The organism is Pseudodesulfovibrio hydrargyri, from assembly GCF_001874525.1.
Taxonomy (GTDB): Bacteria; Desulfobacterota; Desulfovibrionia; order Desulfovibrionales; family Desulfovibrionaceae; genus Pseudodesulfovibrio; species Pseudodesulfovibrio hydrargyri.
The window spans coordinates 2,627,196-2,645,447 of record NZ_LKAQ01000004.1; the positions used below are offsets into that span (position 1 = coordinate 2,627,196).

Here is an 18,252-nt window from a genome sequence, read left to right on the forward strand (position 1 = left end):
GGGCGTGGGCCTTCCATCAGGCGCGGGACCGGCGGGCGGGCTACATGCCCAGGCCGTTGGCGCTGAAGACCGGCGTTCCCTGGCGCAGGGTCAGGGCCGCGAAGGGCAGGGACGGGTCCGAGTCGTCCACGATGATCATGTCGGCGCGCTTGCCGGGCTCGATCGCGCCCCGGTCGGCCAGCCCCGCGGCGCGGGCCGGACCTGCGGAGACCAGCCGCCATGCGTCCGGGAAGGGGCAGACCTTGTCGCGGGCCAGGGAGAAGGCGGCCTGGAGCAGGGAAGGGTAGAAGTAGTCCGAGGTCAGGGCGTCGCACAGGGCCATGCGGATGGCGTCGCGGGCCATGAGCCGGTTGATGTGGCTCTTGCCCCGCAATGCGTTGGGCGCGCCCAGGATGACCGCGCCGCCGAGTTCGCGGGCTCTGCGGGCCGTGGGCTCGTCCAGCGGGAATTCGCAGATGGCGCACCCCAGGCCGTCGTACCAGGACCGCGTGGCCGGGTCCGGGTCGTCGTGGGAGGCCATGGGGATGTTCCGTTCGGCGGCGGCCCGGGCCAGCTTGCGGATGCCCTCGGGCACGGCCGCCGCCCGTTCCCTGATCTCGGAGATCAGATGGATGAACGCCTCCCGGTTCAGGCCGGTGCGGTCCAGGTAGCCGGACATCTTGGAATAGCGGTCCAGGTTGGCGAACATGGCGTCGATGTGGTCGTTGAAGGCGAGCATGTCCACGGTCCCGTCGAGTATCCAGGCCTCGATCTCGTCCAGGGCCTGGAGGTTGTAGGTCTCGAAGCGCAGGTGCAGGCGGGTGTCGCAGCCGAGCCTGTCGCGCACGGTCTTGAAATCGGCCAGGAAAGCGTGGGCGGCCTCGCGGCTTCTGAGGCCCGGCTCCCAGGAGCAGGTCAGGCCGTGGAAGGCGGTGGTGATGCCGTTGGCCGTCATGGTCCGGTCCGTGTCCAGCAGCCCCAGGGCGCGGCTGAAGGAGACGCCCGCGCGCGGCATGATGTGCCGCTCGAAGCCGTCGCCGTGCAGATCCACGATGCCGGGCAGGACGAGCTTGCCCCGCGCGTCGATGGATTTTCCGCCGTTCGTGCTCCCGTTCAGGGAATCCCCGACCTCCCGGATGACCCCCTCGGCCACGATGATGTCCGTCTGCCGCACGTCCCCGTCCGGGAGCAGCACGCGTCCGTTTCGTATGCGCATATCCATGTATCTTTCCTTGTTGTCCGCCTGGCTGCATGAAGGTTGCGCGGCCATCCGGTGACGGTCGCGCGGCGGCTTCGGCCCGGGCCGCCAGCCCGCCGAAATGGCGCGCCAGGTTCTTTCGATCGGAGGCCATGTTCGGCGAGGGGGGCGGGAAAAGTAAAGCAGTAGACAGGTCGCTGATCTGTCTAGGGGAAGTTCGTCTTTTGTACGTTCAACCGCAATCCGGGCGTAACGCAACGGCCATACTCTGTGACCCAATCGATCGTCGGCAAGGGCCGGCGCAACCGGAAATCATGGAGAGAAGCAATGAAACGTTCGATCGTCACCCTGTTCACGGCCCTGCTCATGGTCTGCGCCATGGGCGCATGGGCCCTGGCCGCCGACACCGTTCGGCTGGCCGTCACCGATTTGGAAGGCATGGAGGAGCTCCAGCGGGAGTTCGGCTCGTTCAAGGAGAAGCTGGGCGTCCTGACCGGCTACGATTTCGAGTTCTTCCCGGTCAACAACCGCACCGCCGCCGTGGAGGCGCTCAAGTCCAAGCGGGTGGATTTCGTCCTGACCGGCCCGGCCGAGTATGTGGTCTTCAAGAAGCGGGTCAACGCCGAGCCCGTGGTCGGTTTCTCCCGGCCCGACTACTTCGGCTCGGTCATCGTCCTGGCCGCAAGCGGGATCAACTCGGTCCCCGACCTGAAGGGCAAAAAGGTGGCCATGGGCGATGTCGGCTCCACCTCCAAGCACCTGGCCCCCATGCAAATCCTCAAGGACAACGGGCTCGATCCCCTCAAGGACGTCAAGACCCTGCACGTGGACTACAAGGTCGGCTTCGAGTCGCTCAAGCGCGGCGACGTGGCCGCGTTTTGCACCACCAACGACAAGTTCCTGAAGATGCGCTCCATGGACAAGCAGCTGTCCGCCGGGGCGTTCAAGGTTATCGCGCGGGGCCCGGACCTGCCCAACGACGTGCTCGTGGTCGGCCCGCACGTGGACAGGGATGTGGTCGCCAAGGTGCGATCCGCGTTCGCCGACCACGCCGACGAGATGATCGCCGCCATCCTGACCGGTGAGGACAACCAGAAGTACAAGGGCATGGTCTTTCTGCCCAAGGTCAAGGACGCGGACTACAACTACGTGCGCGCCATGTACGCGACCATCGGCTATCCCCAGTACTCGGACTTCGTGGGTGACTGATGCTGAAGTTCAATACGTCCGCCGGGGAAGACTCCCCGGCGGCTCTTGCCGGTGATCGGCTGGAGATCCGGGTCAAGGGGCTGGTCAAGTCCTTTGGCCGGGCCACCGTCCTGGACGGCGTGGACCTGGCCGTGAACAGGGGCGAGGCCGTGGCCCTGGTCGGGTCCAACGGAGCGGGCAAGTCCACCTTGCTGCGCTGCCTGCTGCGGCTCATCGAGCCGAGCGGCGGGGTCGTGGAGATGGGCGGGGCGGACGTCCTGTCTTTGAACAGTTCCGGCCTGCGCAGGCTGCGCAGCAAGGTCGGTTTCGTCTTCCAGAAGCACAACCTGGTGCCACGCCTGACCGCCCTGACCAACGTCCTGCACGGGGCCCAGAGCCGCAAGCGCGGCCCGCGCGTCTGGTGGCACATGCTGGCCACGGACGGCGAGCGCCAGGAGGCCATGCGCTGCCTGCAACTGGTCGGCCTGTCCCACGTGGCCGAGCAGCGGGTGGACCGGCTCTCGGGCGGTCAGTCCCAGCGGGTGGCCATCGCCAGGGCGCTCATGCAGCGGCCCCGGATCATGTTCGCGGACGAGCCTGTGGCCAGCCTGGACCCCAACGCGGGCGAGGAGGTCATGCGCCTGTTCGTGGAGCTCATCCGCGGCCGGGGGCTGACCCTGGTCTACACCTCGCATTCGGTGCGCCACGCCCTGGAATACTCGGACCGGGTCATCGGCCTGCGCGACGGGCGCATCGAGATGGACAGCGACTCCTCGGACCTGAACGAGGCAACCCTGCGGAGGATATATGGCTGACCGCATCCGCCAAGGAAGTCAATTCGTCTTCGACGGCCAGGCCACGGACCCGGCCCTGCTGCCCATCCGTTTTCCCCGGCCGAGCGCGCTGTCGTTCGCCCTGTACGCGGCCGGGCTGGCCTTTTTCATCGTCTCCATGCGCAACATCGATTTTTCGCTGACCGAGTTCGTGCGCGGCTTCCCGTATATCGTGGACCTGGTCTCCGAGATGTTCCCTCCGTCTCTGCGCCGAGTGGACGCGGTGGCCCTGTCCCTGCTCGAAACGTTGCAGATGGCCCTGGTGGGCACGGTCTTCGGGGTGGCCTTCAGCCTGGTGCTGGGCATCCTGGCGAGCAAGAGCCAGACGCCGAACAGGGGACTGTACTATTTGTCCAGGAACCTCATTGCCCTGTTCCGCACCGTGCCCGACCTGATCTGGGCCCTGTTCTTCGTGGTCATGGTCGGCCTGGGGCCGTTCGCGGGCACTCTGGCGATCATGGTCGACACCATGGGGTTCTGCGGCCGGTTCTTCGCCGAGGCCATGGAGGAGGTGGACAAGGGACCCCAGGAGGCACTGGAGTCGTTGGGCGCGAGCCGCCTGGGCACGGTCATCTGCGCCGTGATCCCGGCCGCGCTGCCGTCGTTCGTGAACACGGCCCTGTTCAGCCTGGAAAAGGCCACGCGCTCCTCGGTGGTGCTCGGCCTGGTCGGGGCGGGGAGCATCGGCATCGAGCTCAAGGTCTCCATGGACATGTTCATGTACTCCGAGGCCTCGACCATCATCCTGTTGATCTTCGCCCTGGTCCTGCTGGTGGAGCAGCTTTCGTCCCGCCTGCGCAAGCGGATCATCTGATCAGTCCAGGAAGGTCTTGATGACCAGCTCGATCTTGTCACCGCCGTAGCGGGTGATCCCGAAGTCCACGGGCACGCCGAGTTCGTCCACGTTGACCGAACGGGTCTCCAGGACAGGGCGGTGGCGGGGCAGGCCGAGCAGCCGGGCCTCCTCCGAGGTCGCCTGCCGGGTCAGGATGCGGGTCTCCTCGCGGAAGTAGTCGGCCACGCCGTGGGCGCCGAGGCACTGGGTGATGGACCCGGTCTTGCGGAAGGTCTCGTGCAGCCCGGCGAATCGCGGCCGGGGAAAGTAGTGGGTGGTCAGGGACAGGGGACGGCCTTCGGCCTTGCGCAGGATGTCGAGCACCGAGACCTGGGCCGTGGGCTGGATCTGGAGCGCCCTGGACACCCTGTCGCCCGCCTCCATCACCCGGTGGCCGATGAGCACGCCGTCGTGCGAGCGGTTCTGCCGGTTCAGGTTGTCGCTGAACCGGGTCCGCCGCGAAACCAGGTATTCCACCACATGCTCGTTGACGAATGTCCCCCGGCCCTTTTCGGATCGGACCAGGGCCCGTTCCTGGAGGTGCGACAGGGCCCGGCGCACGGTGTGCCGGTTGACGCTGTACCATTTGGCCAGCGTGCTCTCGGCGGGCAGCCGCTCGCCCCGGGCAAAATGCCCCCGGACGATCTCCCGTTCCAGGGCCGAGGCGATCTGCCGCCACAGCGGGGAGCGGTGGCTCCTGTCCAGCAGAAACCGCCTGTCCGACTCGTCGACATGGGGATTCAGTCCGCTCATGGAGAGGCAATGCCACCGATCGGCGGCATTGTCTGTATCGGGGAGGTTAAGATTCCTCTCTTTGGGCGCAGGGAGGGCATCCCGCTCCCCCGGCTCCTTTCCAATATGAATAGGTCATATTTCTGGAGTATCGGGCAATTCTCCCACGGAGGAAACTGGTATGGATTATCATTGTTCTCTGGGCGAGGTCTGTTTTAAGGATGGCAGAGTGCCGATGGATTCCGTCCGGATGGTCTTTGGGATGTCCTTCGGGCGGTTGTCGCGAGAGGTTGTCCCAGAGAAAAACCAACTTTCACGGAGAGCTGACCATGTGCGAATCCTGCAAGAATAAAACACATATCGCTGAAAAGAGTGTTTCCGATCCCGCGGACAAAAGCCGCCGGGAGTTCATCGCAACCGGCGCCAAGATCGCCGCCGGCCTGACCCTGGCTCCGGTGATCGGGGCGGGGCTGACGGCCGGCACGGCCGAGGCCCAAACCAAGGGGGACGTCATGAAGGAATCGATCGTTCATGCCTGGGGAGCCGACAGCGCGGAGGGGCATTTCCACCCCATGGACATCAAACGCCGGGCGGTCGGCCCGGACGACGTGAAGATGGACATCCTCTTTGCCGGAATCTGCCATTCCGACATCCACACCGTGCACGGCGACTGGTGGCCGGCCCATTATCCCGTGGTGCCCGGCCATGAGATGGTCGGCCGCGTGGTGGCCGTGGGCAGCAACGTCACCCGGTTCAAGGTCGGCGACGTCGGCGGCGTGGGGTGCATGGTCGATTCCTGCGGCGTCTGCGAAAACTGCAAGGCGGACCGGGAGCAGAACTGCCTCAACGGCACCACCTTCACCTACGACTCGGCGGACAAGGTTTCGGGCGGTTTCACCTACGGTGGCTACTCCAAGTCCATCGTGGTCAAGGAGCACTTCGTGGTCAACGTCCCGGACAATATGGACCTGGCGCGCGTCGCGCCGATCATGTGCGCGGGGATCACGACCTTTTCCCCCATGCGGCACTGGGAACTCATGAAGGGCCAGAATCTCGCCGTGGTCGGGCTGGGCGGCCTGGGCCACATGGCGGTCAAGCTGGGCGTCGGACACGGCGCGAACGTCACCGTCTTCACGACCACGCCGGACAAGATACCCGACGCCAGAAAGATGGGCGCAAAGGACGCCGTGCTGTGGTCCGACAAGGCGGCGTTCGACCGCTACAAGGGCAGCTTCGACCTGATGATCTCGACGGTGCCCGTGCCGTTCAAGGTCCAGCCGTTCCTGGAATTGCTGAAGCTGGACGCCACCCTGGTCAACGTCGGCGACCTGTTCGACATGGACGGCATCAACGGCATGGCCCTGGCCTTCGGGCGGCACAGCCTGGCCGGGTCCATGATCGGCGGCATGAAGGAAACCCAGGCGGTCATCGACTATTGCGCCTCGCACAACATCGCGCCGGACGTGGAGATCATCAAGCCCTCGGAGATCGAGCGCGCCTACCAGAGCGTGATGAACAAGGAAGTCCGCTACCGCTTCGTCATCGACATGCAGAACGCCTAGTCCGAAAACGAGCCAGTAAAGGCCCCGCGCCCCACAGTCGGGGCCGGGGCCTTTTCCCTGCCCGGCGGCGGATCTGTGCGGGGCGTCCGCGCTTGCGCATGAAGATAAACGATAGTACGTGGTTGCTGGAACAGGTTTGTCCGGGCCGGTGCCGACCGGCCGAGAACAGGCCCCGCAATGCGGGCACCCGATCCGGCCTGGCCGGGCGGCTCCGGGCACCGACAACACGCGAGACGCCGAGACGATGCAATATACCGATTCCCTTCCCGCGCACGATGCGGAGAGCCTGTTGGTCCATCCGCGCAGGGCGGAGCTGCTCAAGGAACAAGCCACGGGGTTCAAGTCCGTGAATCTGAATCCCTGCCAGCTTTGCGACCTGGAAATGCTCCTCAACCGCGCCTTCCATCCCCTGGACGGGTATCTCGGGCGGAAGGACTACGAGTCGGTGCTCTCGGACATGCGCCTGAGCGACGGGACCCTGTGGCCCCTGCCCATTTGCCTGGGCGTGAGCGCGGAGTTCGCAGCGAACCTCGAAGAGGGCGAGTGCGTGGCCGTGCGCGACGCCGAGGGGTTCATGCTGGCCGTGCTGACCGTGTCCGACATCTGGAAGCCGGACCTCGCGGCCGAGGCCCGGGCCATCCACGGCCCGGAGGCCCGCCGTGAGCCGGTGGACGCCTGTTGCTGCGGCCTTGGCGAGCCGTGGTACATCGGCGGCCGGGTGGAAGGCGTGTCCTATCCCCAGCGGTACGACTTTACCGACATCCGCCTGACCCCGGCCGAGGTCCGGCGGTCCTTCGCCCAAAAGGGAAGGCGCAAGGTCATGGCCGTGCAGGCGGGCAGGCCGCTGCACCGGGCGGACCGGGCCATGCTCGAGGAGATCGCCCGGGAGCAGGGGGTCGACCTGTTGCTGTCGCCTCAGCTCAGGCCCTCCATGTATTTCAGCGTGGATCATTTCAGCCTGGTGCGCAGCTTCCGGCAATTCACCGAAACGTTTCCCCGGAGCATGGCCAGCCTGAACCTGACCCCGTGGTTCGAGCGGCGCATGGGCCCGCGCGGCGCGCTGCTTCGAGCCGTCGTGAACAGGAACTACGGCTGCACCCACATGCTCGTCTGGGACGGGGCCAAGGCCGAGCCGAGACGAAACATCCTGTCCGAGGACTACGAGGCGCACATCCGCTGGCTGGCGGACCATCGGGAAGAGACCGGCATTGTTTCGGTGGCCGAACACTGCATGGTCCTAGACCCGGCCTCGGGCAAATACGTGCGTTCGGAAACGGGCGTCCGATGCGCCAACGACCATAATGCCGTGGTGGACCTGCTTACGCGGGGAGAGCCCGTGCCCGAGTGGATGTCCTTCCCCGGGGTGCTCGAGGAGCTGTCCAGGACGTACAAGCCGCGCTGGAAGCAGGGGATCACCCTGTTCCTCACCGGGCTGTCCGGGGCGGGCAAGTCCACCCTGGCCAAGGTCCTGTTCGTCAAGCTCCTGGAGCTGAACAGCCGCCCGGTGACCCTGCTCGACGGCGACATCGTGCGCACCAATCTGTCCAGCGAGCTGTCCTTCAGTCGGGAGCACCGCAACCTGAACGTGACCCGCATCGGGTTCGTGGCCAGCGAGATCGTCAAGAACGGCGGGGTGGCCATCTGCGCGCCCATCGCCCCCTACGCCGAATCCCGGCGACAGGCACGCGAGGCGGTCGAGGAGTACGGCGGGTTCGTCGAAATACACGTCAGCACGCCGTTGGCGGCCTGCGAGCGGCGCGACCGCAAAGGCATCTACGCCAAGGCGCGGGCGGGCATCATCAAGGGGATGACCGGCGTGGATGACCCATACGTCGAACCGGAGAATCCGGAGTTGCGTATCGACACCTCGGAATTGAGCCCCGACGAGGCGGCCCACGAGGTCCTGCTTTACCTGAGGGAGCACCGGTTCATCTGATCGCATCCCGGGTGGCCGGAAGCGGCACCTGTTCAGCAGATAGGTAATATGCCTTTGTATTCAGGAGTGTTGCAGGTGCCGACTCTCTGCAAGAGGGGCCGCGAAACGCTTGGCGGCCCGGCGGATTCGGGTTTCTGGCGTGCCTGAAGGTATTGAAATTGCAGCGGGTCCGGAATAGAAACAACGAGCGTCAACCGCTTGAACCGCAACCGGTGGGAAGATGGTCCGATTTCTGGCCCAGTCCAATTATCTGCGCGAGGTGCAGCGCACCTTCGGCGGCAGCGGGCACCTCGACGTCCAGGAACTGCTGTTCAGGACCTTGTCCGTGGCCGTTCCCATGGCCGTGGTCTACGTCCTGTGGCGCTATCGGCTGCTCATCCTGCACGTGGCCGGGCGCTGGGCGGCCCGCCTGCTGCGCGGGCGCAAGCGGCGTGCCGTGGAGAACTACCTGGTCTCCCGGGGCGTGGTCATCGAGGTCTGCCTGTACTCCGGCGGCGTGGTCGGGCGCAAGCTCTGCGACGCCCGGGTGGCCAGCGTGGCCGGCGGTAAGATGGAGCTCCAGTTGATCGGCGCCAATCCGACCTTCACCGCCCTCAGGCACCTGCCGGTCATCTGTTTCACCCGGCCCTTCGCCTATTCGGGCAAGCGCGTCAACGCCTTTACCACCCTGGTGGCCCACGCGGACAAGCGGGGGGTGGTCCTCAAGGAGTTGAGCCTACTCACTCCGGTGCGCTACCGGTTCATCCTGCGGCGGCGGCACGCCCGCCAGCGGGTGGCTCGCGAGGGGGCGGTCCGGGTCAAGGCGTGGAGCGGTCGCAAGGCGCGCACTTTCTGGATGTTTCGGCCGGAGCTGCAGACCGTGAACAACCCGGCCCGCTACGACGCCCGCACCCGCCTGGCCGTGGAAAACATCTCGGCCGGCGGAATGCGCATGTTCATCGTCAATCCCGGAGGCGACATGCCGCCGCTGGAGCAGGGCGCGCAGCTGATACTGCGGGTCAGCATCTGGAACCCCAAGACGCGCAAATATTCGTTCTTCACGGCGCTCGGCGTCATCCGCAGCCGTTTTTCCGGCCGCGGCGGGGCCATCGGGCTGGGCATCCAGTTCATGGCCGAGGGCGAACAGGTAAAGGGCCGGTACACATGGCATTCCGTGCACGGCGAAATCCCGGCCCTGGCGCGGTTCCTGGCCGATATCGAGGAATAAGCTACTTCTTGCGGCAGTCCGGGCACAGGCCGTAGAGATACATCTTGTGGCGGATGAGGGTGAAGCCGTGCTCCTTGGCCAGTTGTTCCTGGCGGCGCTCGATGACTTCGTCCATGATCTCGATGTTCTTGCCGCACTGCTCGCAGATGAGGTGGTCGTGGTGGTCCTTGCCGTAGCAGGGCTCGTAACGCGTCACCCCGTCCGCGAAGTCCAGGGGCTCCACCAGCCCTGCATCGCTGAGGAGTTTGAGGGTCCTGTAGACCGTGGCTTGGCCGATGGAGGCGTCCCGCTTCTTGACCAGGGCGTACAACTCCTCGGACGAAAGATGGTCGTTTTTCCTGAGCAGGGTGTCGAGAATGACCCGCCGTTGGGGCGTCATTTTCAGGTTCTCGTTGGCCAGATATTCGGCAAAGACTTCTTGCGGGGCTTTCATTGGGATATCCCGTCGTTTTGTTTGAATTTCAGTCAATTCCTCTCATACGGGATGCAAAAGAAGGTGTCAAATGGGAACAAAAAAGCGGGGAATAGCTCCCAACCGCCCGGAACCCCTTTTGCATCTTGACATTCCGGGGTACGGTTTCTACAAACGGTTTCCCGCAAATCGGCGCACAAATGCGCGCCGACCCCTTAAGGAGAGGTGGCAGAGCTCGGTTTAATGCGCTGGTCTTGAAAACCAGAGACGGGGCAACCCGCCCGGGGGTTCGAATCCCTCCCTCTCCGCCAGATAATTCCCCACGGCTCATCACGACAGTGTTGGGCCGTTTTTTTGATCGCATCAAAGTGCTTCCCGATCATTCGTGACGCGATATCCGTCACGGTTTTGTCCCGGTGAAGAGAGAAAGGGGATACAATCGGCGATTCGGATAGCCCCTTCCTATTTTGATCGTTAAGTCAATCCATTACTTCGATAATATAATGGACGGAAAAGGCGTGTGGCATGACCATGGGCGCATGGACGCGATGCCGCGTCCGAGGCATCGATCCTCTTTGGGAATGGGCGTTGCGCGCCTCGGCCGTCGGAGCCGGGCCGGCCCGCAACCATCTCGGTAGAATACATGAATTATATCCATCATAGCCAGCGATCGCCCCTTTCAGGCCAGAGGGGAACAACTCGATGAAGCTTCGCACGTTTTTTCTGGCCGGCGTCATCACCGTGGCGGTCTTTTTCGTCATCTGCCAGTTCCTCGCCTCGGAATTGGTCCTGACCAGGGGATTCCAGGACATCGAGGACGAGCAGACGCGTTCCCTGGCCGCCATGGCCAAGGGGGTTCTCGACCGGCAGCTCGTCCATCTGAACGGACTGGTGCTGGACTGGGCCGAGTGGGACGACACCTATGTCTTCGCGCAGGACGGCAACGACCATTACGTCGAGTCCAACCTCTCGCCGGAGACGTTTGAGGACCAGTCGCTCGTGTGCATCTCGATCCGGGACCGCCATGGCGAGCCGGTTTATCTGCGGGCGTTCAGGCCGGACGGCAACCTGGACATGGCGCTGGCAATGCGGATCAACCGGCTGACGGCCGGGCTGCTTCCGCCCCTGCCGAGTCAATCCGGCGGTTTCGGCGGCATCGTCCGTCTGCCGGACGGGGAACTGCTCATGGTCGTCAAGCGTCCGGTCCTGACAAGCTCGGGATCGGGCCCGGCCATGGGGTCGCTGATGATGGCGCGCATGATAACCCCCGACGTCATCGAGGGGATATCCGCTCTGATGGGAGTGGAGGTGTCGCTCGAAAAACCGGAGGACGGCGAGAAGACGGTCTTGAGCGCTCCCGGCTCCGGAGACGGGGTGCGCCTGGTCTATCCCGATGAAAGGACCTCGGTGGGGATGCTTGCCGTCCGGGATGTGGATGGGCGGACGGTCGCCCTGCTGAAGGTGTCCGCGAAAAGAGCCATTTCCCGGGAAGGGAAGACTATTTCATATTATTACTTCGCCATTATTTTCTTCGCGATACTGCTTATCGGCCTGTTCAGCTTCTACCTGCTCCACAAAAAGGTCCTCAATCGGCTCGATCTGCTCATGTCCCGGCTGTCGGGCCGGGAGAAGGCCGACAATGCGGCGTCGGCCATCGACATCGGCGGGAACGACGAGATCCACGACCTGAGCGTTTTTCTCGATACCATGTTCGACCGGGTGGACAATTCGAAGCGGGCGATCCTGGCCCAGTCGGACGAGATCAGGAAGAACGAGGAATTCCTGTCCCAGCTGCTCGACTCGATCGAGGCCGGCGTCATGCTGGTCGATCCCGAGACCAGGGACATCGTGGCCATCAACCGCTTTGCGCAGAAAATGATAGACCGCACCGAGGAAGAGGTGGTCGGCAGGAGTTGCCATCTGCTGACGTGCCCGTCGGAGCGGGACAACTGCCCGGTGCTGGACCTGGATCAATCCATGGACATGTCCAAACGTTCCCTGCTGCACAGGGACGGGACCGTCATTCCGATCATGAAGTCGGTTTCCATGATCACGAAGGGCGACCGGGAACTGTTGCTGGAGACCTTTGTCGACATCACCGAGGCGGAGGAGAACCGGCTTGCGCTTGAAAAGGCCAAGAAGGAACTGGAGAACAAGGTCGAGGAACGGACCGCCCATTTGCGCGGGATCATCGATACGGCCAGGAACGGCATCATCGTCGTGGACTCCCGGGGGCGGATCAACGAGTTCAGCCCGGCGGCGCAGGGGATTTTCGGCTACTCCAAGGAGGAGGTGCTCGGGAAGAACGTGAACATGCTCATGCCCGAGCCCCGCGGCCGGGAGCATGACCGCTATCTTCGCGACTTCAACCATGGCGGCCCGACCAAGCTCATCGGCAGGCAGACCGTGGTCCAGGCCAAGAGAAAGGACGGCTCCCTGTTCCCCATGGATATTTCGCTCAACTCGGCCGTGGTTAACGGCAACCCCATCTTCGTGGCCGTGTTGAGCGACATCACCGAGCGCAAGGCCATGGAGGACGAGATCCGGAAGAGCCGGGAGCGGTACCAGCGGCTGGTGGAGGACCTGGCCGGCCGGTTCGCCATCTTCAGCCACAAGCCGGACGGGGAAATCCTGTTCATCGGCGAGAGCGTTTTGTCCGTCTTCGGCCTGCCCCGGGAAAAGGTCATGGGACGCAGGTGGCAGGACGTGGTCGACTGGGAACCCGGCGCGGCCGAGCGGGCGGAGGCCGCTTTCCGCGAGGCGATGGAACGCGGGCAGACCGCCCTGGAAATAGAGATGGCCTACATCCACTTGGACGGGACGCGGCACGAACTGCTCAACTCCATGCACCCGGTCTTCAACAAGGACGGGGAGCTGGAAACCATCGAAGGGATCATCGAGGACATCACCAGCCGGAAGGCGGTGGCCAAGGCCCTGGCCGAGGCCAAGGAGGAGGCGGAACAGGCCACCCGGGCCAAGTCGGATTTCCTGGCCAACATGTCGCATGAAATCCGCACGCCCATGAACGCTATCATGGGCTTGTCCCACCTGGCCTTGCAGAGCGGCCTCAACGAGAAGCAGCGCAGCTACATCGAGAAGGTCCATGTCTCGGCGGAAAACCTGCTCGGCATCCTCAACGACATCCTCGACTTCTCGAAGATCGAGGCGGGCAGGATGGACATGGAGCACGTCGACTTCTTCCTGGGGGAGGTGTTCGAGCACCTGGCCGGCGTCCTGGGGCTGCGGGCGCAGGAGTCCGGGCTCCAGCTTATGTTCGACCTGCCGGGCGACCTGCCCACGGCCCTGGTGGGCGACCCGCTCCGGCTGGGGCAGGTGCTGCTCAACCTCGGGAACAACGCGATCAAGTTCACTCCGCGCGGCGAGGTCGTGATCTCGGTGCGCCTCATGGAAGAGGTCGGGGAAGACGTGGTCCTGCATTTCGCGGTGCGCGATACGGGCATAGGCATGACCGAGGAGCAGCGCGGCAGGCTCTTCCAGCAGTTCAGCCAGGCCGATACCTCCACCACCCGCAAGTACGGCGGCACCGGGCTTGGCCTGGCGATCTCCAAGAAGCTGACCGAGTTGATGGGCGGCTCCATCTGGGTGGAGAGCGAGTCCGGCATCGGCAGCACGTTCCATTTCACGACCCGCCTGAAGAAACAGTCACGCCCGCCCAAGTGGGACGAATACCTGGATATACGACCCCTGCACGTGCTGGTGGTGGACGACAACGCCACCGCGCGGACGATTTTCGCCGAGATGCTGGCCGGGTTCGGCTTCACGTTCGATCTGGCGGATTCATCCGAAGCCGGGCTGGCCCTGCTGGAAGGGCGGGACGGGGACCGTCCCTACGACTTCGCGATCCTGGACTGGGATCTGCACGGCCTCGCCGGAAACGGGATGATCCGGGCCATGGAGGAGAGTCCGGCCGTCGCGCAGGTGCCGAAGGTCATCTTCGTGTCGGCGTACGGGACCTTCAACATCGAGAACGAGACCAAGGACGAGCCCGCCGTGGTGGGCGTCTTGAGCAAGCCCATACTGCCCTCGACCCTGCTCGACACCATCATGGTCGCCGAACAGGGCATGGCCCAGCGGGCGAGCCGGACCGGCTTCAGGCAGAGCGAACTGGGACAGGTGACCGCCAAACTGAGCCAGGCCAAGGTGCTCCTGGTGGAGGACAACGAGATCAACCAGGACGTGGCCGTGGACCTGCTGACCAGCAACGGCATCGCCTGCAAGGTCGCGAAAAACGGCGTGGAGGCGCTGGAGATGCTGGAGCGGGAGCCTTTCGACTGCGTGCTTATGGACTGCCAGATGCCGGTCATGGACGGCTACACCGCCACCCGGGAAATCCGCAAGATCGACCGCTTCAAGAAACTCCCGATCATCGCCATGACCGCCAACGTCATGGCCGGGGACAGGGAGAAGTCCATCGAGGCGGGCATGAACGACCACATCGGCAAGCCCATCCGGGTCCAGGAACTCTTCGTGACCATGGGCAAATGGGTCAAGCCGTCCATCAAGCGGACCGCCTCCGCATTGCCCGAGATGAACATGGACCTGTCCGGCCTGGACGGCATAGACGTGGCGGCGGGGCTGCGCTACGTCCAGGGCAAGGAGTCCCTGTACCGCTCCCTGCTGGGAAAATTCCTGCGCAATTACGAGAAGTTCGGGGAGATGTTCGAGGCCGCGCGGCGGGAAGACGACGATATGGCAGCCGAACGGTGCGCGCATACTCTCAAGGGGGTGGCGGCCACCATCGGGGCCGCACGGGTCAGCGAGCGCGCCCTGGACCTGGAGTCGGCCTGCGCCCGGCGTGAACCGGACGCGGAGATCGACAGGCTGCTCCGGGCCGTGGAGGAGGAACTGGCCCCGGTCATAGCGGCGCTGCAACGCCTCGGCGGGCCGTCCGCGCCGGCTGATTCGGACAAGGCGGGCGAAGGGGAGGTGGCCGGGGAGACCCTGGAATGCCTGCGCGAACTGCGCGTCCTGCTCGAGGAGTTCAACGCCGAAGCCCTGGCCGTGGCCAAGAAGCTGCGCACCATGCCCGGCGTCCGCAGGCACGCCGCCAAGATGAACGGCCTGATCAAGGCCGTGGAGAACTACGACTTCGAGGTGGCGCTCAGGAAGCTCGACGAACTCGGGCTGTCCTGACGGCGGCGGGGAGAGGGCCGCAGCGTATCGGTCACATCCCGTATTTCTTCAGTTTGTTGTTCAGCGTGGTCCGGGTGATGTCGAGAATCTTGGCCGCCTCGCTCTTGTTCCCGCCGGTCTGCTCCAGGGTCGCCAGGATGGCCAGTTTCTGGACGTCCTCCAACGGCTGCCCGCCGAGCTGTCCGTGGCCGTTGCCCGCCGGGGCGTCCTGCTCGTAGCTCCTGAGCAGTGCGGCCGGGAGTTCCTTTTCGGTAACGTACTCGCCCATGCACAGGATGATCGCCCGTTCGATGGTGTTCTCCAGCTCGCGGACGTTCCCGGGCCAGGCGTGGTGGATGAGCATGTCCATGGCCAGCGGGGTGAATCCCTTGACCGCCTTGCGGTTCTTTTCCGCGAACCGGTCGAGGAAGAAGTTGGCCAATAGGGGGACGTCGTCCTGGCGCTCGCGCAGCGCGGGCAGGCGCAGGGCCATGACGTGCAGCCGGTAGTAGAGGTCCTCCCGGAAGCGTCCGGCGTCCACCTCGGCCTTGAGGTCCCGGTTGGTGGCGGCCAGGATGCGCACGTCCACCGACTGCACCGTGTCGCTGCCCACCCGCTGGATCTCCCGCTCCTGCACCGCCCGAAGCAGCTTGGCCTGCATGGGCATGGATATCTCGCCGATCTCGTCCAGGAAAATGGTCCCCTTGTCGGCCTGCATGAACCGGCCGTCGCGGCGCTTGTCCGCGCCGGTGAAGGCCCCTTTCTCGTGTCCGAACAGCTCGGATTCCAGCAGGGTCTCGGACAGGGCGGCGCAGTTGATGGTCACCAGCTGTTTCGCCTTCCGGGCGGAGTTCGAGTGGATGGCCCGGGCGATGAGCTCCTTGCCGGTGCCGGACTCGCCGGTGATCAGCACCGTGGCCTCGGTGGGGGCGACCACCTTGACCATCTCGATGACCTCGCGCATGGCCGGGCTGGTCCCGATGATCCCCGTGAGCGACTGCCCGGAGGAGACGGTCTCCCGCAGATGACGATTCTCCTCGGACAGCCGCCGGTGCTCCAGGGCGCGTTCCAGGGTCAGCTTGAGCTCGTCGAAATTGAGCGGCTTGGTCAGGTAGTCGTAGGCCCCGAGCTTCATGGCCTCGACCGCCACGTCCACCGAGGAGTAGGCGGTCATGATCAGCACCGGAATGGCCGGGTTGTAGGCCTTGATCTCCTCCAGGGCCTCGATGCCGCTGACCCTGGCCATGCGGACGTCCATGAGCACGGCGTCGAAGGGGCGCTCCTTCACGGCCGAGACCGCCTCGCCGCCGTCCATGGCCGAAGCGGTTTCATAGCCCCATCCGCCGAGGATGGTCTTCAGCATGGAGAGATGGCCCTTGTCGTCGTCGACGATGAGTATGGTGGTCTTCATTGTCTGTCTTTCCTCAATGGGCTTGCGGCAGGGTGATGGCGAAGGTCGTGCCCTTGCCCGGATTGCTTGCGACATGGACACCGCCGCCATGTCCCTCCACGATCTTGCGGACCACGGCCAGGCCCAGCCCGGTGCCCTGGCTTTTGGTCGTGAAATACGGATCGAAGATGGTCGCCAGGTCCGCTTCGGGGATGCCCCGGCCGGTGTCCTCGACCTCGATGACCAGGGCGCCTTCAAAGGACCGGGCGCGCAGGGACAGACGGCCTCCGGGCTCCATGGCCTGGATGCCGTTGATGCCGATGTTCAGTACGGCCTGGACCATGCGGTCCGGGTCCATCTCGGCTTCGGGCAGGTCCGGCGTAACCTCCATTGAAAGCTCCACTCCCTGGTCCGAGGCGTCCTGCTGCAACAGCCTGGACACGGTGTCCAGGACCATGGCCGGGTCGGCCTTGCGGAACTTGAAGTCCGAGGGCCGCGAGAAATCCAGGAGTTCGGAGATGACCCGGTTCAGCCGTTCCGTCTCGGCGATCATCACCGTGGCCGCCTTGCGGTTATCGCTGCCCTCGTCGAACAGCCCGGCGAAGTAGGTCGCGTATCCCTTGATGCTGCTCAGCGGATTGCGCACCTCGTGGGCGATGCCCGCAGCCAGGTTGCCGATGGCCGCCATCTTCTCGCGCTGCTTCACATCGGCCTGGAGGCGGTGAATTTCCGTCAGGTCGCTGAGGATGTAGATGGTCCCCAGGTGGGCGGCCCCGTCCGAGGTCACCGGCGCGACGCCGACGTTGACCGGGGACTCCGTGTCCCGGGTCCGGATGGACAGTTCCCTGGTCACGGGAGCGCCCGTCTCGGCGGACTCGGCGGCCAGGTCCGTGACCTCGGCCGGGAGCACGTCGCGCGCGGCGGCCCCCAGGGCGTCGTCCGGGGCCACGTTCAGGAGCGCGGCCGCGTCTCGGTTGATGCGGGTCACGCAGCCGTCCGGGCCGGTGACGATCATGCCGATGGGCAGGTTGGCCACGATCTCGGCGGCCAGGGCCTGGGTGTCGCGCAGCTGCTCGCGGGAGCGGCGGTACGCCTGGACCCAGAAGAGCGAGACCATGCAGCCCAGGCCGACCAGCAGCAGGACGGCCGAGGTGGTCATCATGACCCGGACGTCGGTGCGGCGCGCCTCAACGAATGGGGCGATGTCCAGGCCGATGAAAATGAGCGGTTTCTCGACGGACTCGCCGGACGCGTCCTCGGCCTGCCGCCGCATCATCATCCCCCGGCGTCCGTTGCCACTTCCGTTCCCCCGCCCGTTGCCGGACCAGGACATGTGGTGGTTCATCATGTCGCGCATCATTCTGAAGCCGCCGGATTTCAGGGGGACGAATTCCTTGTAGACCACGAAGGAGCCCGCGCCAGCACCATCCCGAAGGACCACGGACTGGGCCTTCCGGTCCGGATGCAGGGACTCGATTTGCGCCGCGTCCAGAAATACGCTGCCGATCTTTTGCGAATCGCTGTGGGCGATGATCCGTCCGTCCCGGTCGGTGAGCACTATATAGAGGATGTCGGGCAGCTTGGCGGTCGCGTCGATCAATGCCTGGAGCCTGCCCTCGGCCCCGTAGTCGCCCATCATGCCGACCCTCGCGCCTGTCTCGAAGGAGCGGATCAGAGCGCCTCCCTTTTCGCCGAGGACCTTCTCCATGTACCGGACTTCGCGGTTGTAGTTGAACACGGCCAGGGTCACGACCACCAGGGTCATGATGGTGGCCATGCCCAGGATCATCCACACGGATGCGGGGCTTCCCAATATCTTCGCTTTCAGCTGCATGTCCGACCTGCCG

12 protein-coding genes and 1 tRNA gene are annotated in these 18,252 nt (G+C 64.8%); 8 read left to right on the top strand and 5 right to left on the bottom strand.

Annotated elements, in window-relative coordinates; all coding sequences use genetic code 11:
• Window positions 1-40: 40 nt before the first annotated feature.
• Complete coding sequence (locus BerOc1_RS16565) at window positions 41-1,249, bottom strand: alpha-D-ribose 1-methylphosphonate 5-triphosphate diphosphatase (RefSeq protein ID WP_278248079.1); 1,209 nt, start codon at window positions 1,247-1,249, stop codon at window positions 41-43.
• A 255-nt stretch (window positions 1,250-1,504) separates the two neighbouring features.
• Between BerOc1_RS16565 and BerOc1_RS16570 the strand changes: the two genes are divergently transcribed.
• The 3 genes from BerOc1_RS16570 to phnE are packed head-to-tail and all read left to right on the top strand — an operon-like array spanning window position 1,505 to window position 4,012.
• Window positions 1,505-2,386, top strand: a complete 882-nt coding sequence (locus tag BerOc1_RS16570; protein WP_071546871.1) for a phosphate/phosphite/phosphonate ABC transporter substrate-binding protein — start codon at window positions 1,505-1,507, stop codon at window positions 2,384-2,386.
• Window positions 2,386-3,180 carry a phosphonate ABC transporter ATP-binding protein gene (locus tag BerOc1_RS16575; protein WP_071546872.1) on the top strand — a complete coding sequence of 265 codons (795 nt, stop codon included), beginning with the start codon at window positions 2,386-2,388 and terminating at the stop codon, window positions 3,178-3,180. Before BerOc1_RS16570 ends, BerOc1_RS16575 begins: the two co-directional genes overlap by 1 nt.
• Window positions 3,173-4,012: a phosphonate ABC transporter, permease protein PhnE gene (gene phnE, locus BerOc1_RS16580; protein ID WP_071546873.1), complete on the top strand. Its 840-nt coding sequence runs from the start codon at window positions 3,173-3,175 to the stop codon at window positions 4,010-4,012. Before BerOc1_RS16575 ends, phnE begins: the two co-directional genes overlap by 8 nt.
• Here the strand turns inward: phnE and phnF are convergent, their stop codons facing one another.
• Complete coding sequence (gene phnF, locus BerOc1_RS16585; protein WP_084641655.1) at window positions 4,013-4,786, bottom strand: phosphonate metabolism transcriptional regulator PhnF; 774 nt, start codon at window positions 4,784-4,786, stop codon at window positions 4,013-4,015.
• 308 nt (window positions 4,787-5,094) lie between these two features.
• On the opposite strand from phnF, the gene BerOc1_RS16590 reads away from it, so the two are divergent.
• The 3 genes from BerOc1_RS16590 (at window position 5,095) to BerOc1_RS16600 (ending at window position 9,470) form a co-directional block, all read left to right on the top strand.
• Window positions 5,095-6,327 (top strand): NAD(P)-dependent alcohol dehydrogenase, encoded by a 1,233-nt coding sequence (locus BerOc1_RS16590; RefSeq protein WP_084641658.1) that lies wholly within the window; start codon window positions 5,095-5,097, stop codon window positions 6,325-6,327.
• A gap of 244 nt (window positions 6,328-6,571) precedes the next feature.
• Window positions 6,572-8,263: an adenylyl-sulfate kinase gene (cysC, locus tag BerOc1_RS16595; protein ID WP_071546874.1), complete on the top strand. Its 1,692-nt coding sequence runs from the start codon at window positions 6,572-6,574 to the stop codon at window positions 8,261-8,263.
• A gap of 220 nt (window positions 8,264-8,483) precedes the next feature.
• Window positions 8,484-9,470, top strand: a complete 987-nt coding sequence (locus tag BerOc1_RS16600; protein WP_071546875.1) for a hypothetical protein — start codon at window positions 8,484-8,486, stop codon at window positions 9,468-9,470.
• 1 nt (window position 9,471) lies between these two features.
• Here BerOc1_RS16600 and BerOc1_RS16605 read toward each other — a convergent pair whose 3' ends face one another.
• Window positions 9,472-9,903: a Fur family transcriptional regulator gene (locus BerOc1_RS16605; protein WP_071546876.1), complete on the bottom strand. Its 432-nt coding sequence runs from the start codon at window positions 9,901-9,903 to the stop codon at window positions 9,472-9,474.
• A 198-nt stretch (window positions 9,904-10,101) separates the two neighbouring features.
• Between BerOc1_RS16605 and BerOc1_RS16610 the strand changes: the two genes are divergently transcribed.
• Window positions 10,102-10,193, top strand: a tRNA-Ser gene (locus tag BerOc1_RS16610).
• Window positions 10,194-10,584: 391 nt separating this feature from the next.
• A complete protein-coding gene (locus BerOc1_RS16615; RefSeq protein WP_071546877.1) occupies window positions 10,585-15,036 on the top strand; it encodes a PAS domain S-box protein in 4,452 nt (1,483 codons plus the stop codon).
• Window positions 15,037-15,067: 31 nt separating this feature from the next.
• Here the strand turns inward: BerOc1_RS16615 and BerOc1_RS16620 are convergent, their stop codons facing one another.
• Both BerOc1_RS16620 and BerOc1_RS16625 read right to left on the bottom strand, forming a co-directional pair.
• Window positions 15,068-16,426 carry a sigma 54-interacting transcriptional regulator gene (locus BerOc1_RS16620; protein ID WP_071546878.1) on the bottom strand — a complete coding sequence of 453 codons (1,359 nt, stop codon included), beginning with the start codon at window positions 16,424-16,426 and terminating at the stop codon, window positions 15,068-15,070.
• Window positions 16,427-16,439: 13 nt separating this feature from the next.
• Window positions 16,440-18,239: an ATP-binding protein gene (locus tag BerOc1_RS16625; RefSeq protein ID WP_071546879.1), complete on the bottom strand. Its 1,800-nt coding sequence runs from the start codon at window positions 18,237-18,239 to the stop codon at window positions 16,440-16,442.
• Window positions 18,240-18,252 lie beyond the last annotated feature (13 nt).

What these genes read in the sequence shown, in the direction of transcription:
- BerOc1_RS16575 (WP_071546872.1), top strand. Translation starts at nt 2,386, where the DNA reads ATGCTGAAGTTCAATACGTCCGCCGGGGAAGACTCCCCGGCGGCTCTT.
- BerOc1_RS16625 (WP_071546879.1), bottom strand. Translation starts at nt 18,239, where the DNA reads ATGCAGCTGAAAGCGAAGATATTGGGAAGCCCCGCATCCGTGTGGATG.
- cysC (WP_071546874.1), top strand. Translation starts at nt 6,572, where the DNA reads ATGCAATATACCGATTCCCTTCCCGCGCACGATGCGGAGAGCCTGTTG.
- BerOc1_RS16570 (WP_071546871.1), top strand. Translation starts at nt 1,505, where the DNA reads ATGAAACGTTCGATCGTCACCCTGTTCACGGCCCTGCTCATGGTCTGC.
- phnF (WP_084641655.1), bottom strand. Translation starts at nt 4,786, where the DNA reads ATGAGCGGACTGAATCCCCATGTCGACGAGTCGGACAGGCGGTTTCTG.
- BerOc1_RS16600 (WP_071546875.1), top strand. Translation starts at nt 8,484, where the DNA reads ATGGTCCGATTTCTGGCCCAGTCCAATTATCTGCGCGAGGTGCAGCGC.
- BerOc1_RS16590 (WP_084641658.1), top strand. Translation starts at nt 5,095, where the DNA reads ATGTGCGAATCCTGCAAGAATAAAACACATATCGCTGAAAAGAGTGTT.
- phnE (WP_071546873.1), top strand. Translation starts at nt 3,173, where the DNA reads ATGGCTGACCGCATCCGCCAAGGAAGTCAATTCGTCTTCGACGGCCAG.
- BerOc1_RS16615 (WP_071546877.1), top strand. Translation starts at nt 10,585, where the DNA reads ATGAAGCTTCGCACGTTTTTTCTGGCCGGCGTCATCACCGTGGCGGTC.
- BerOc1_RS16605 (WP_071546876.1), bottom strand. Translation starts at nt 9,903, where the DNA reads ATGAAAGCCCCGCAAGAAGTCTTTGCCGAATATCTGGCCAACGAGAAC.
- BerOc1_RS16565 (WP_278248079.1), bottom strand. Translation starts at nt 1,249, where the DNA reads ATGGCCGCGCAACCTTCATGCAGCCAGGCGGACAACAAGGAAAGATAC.
- BerOc1_RS16620 (WP_071546878.1), bottom strand. Translation starts at nt 16,426, where the DNA reads ATGAAGACCACCATACTCATCGTCGACGACGACAAGGGCCATCTCTCC.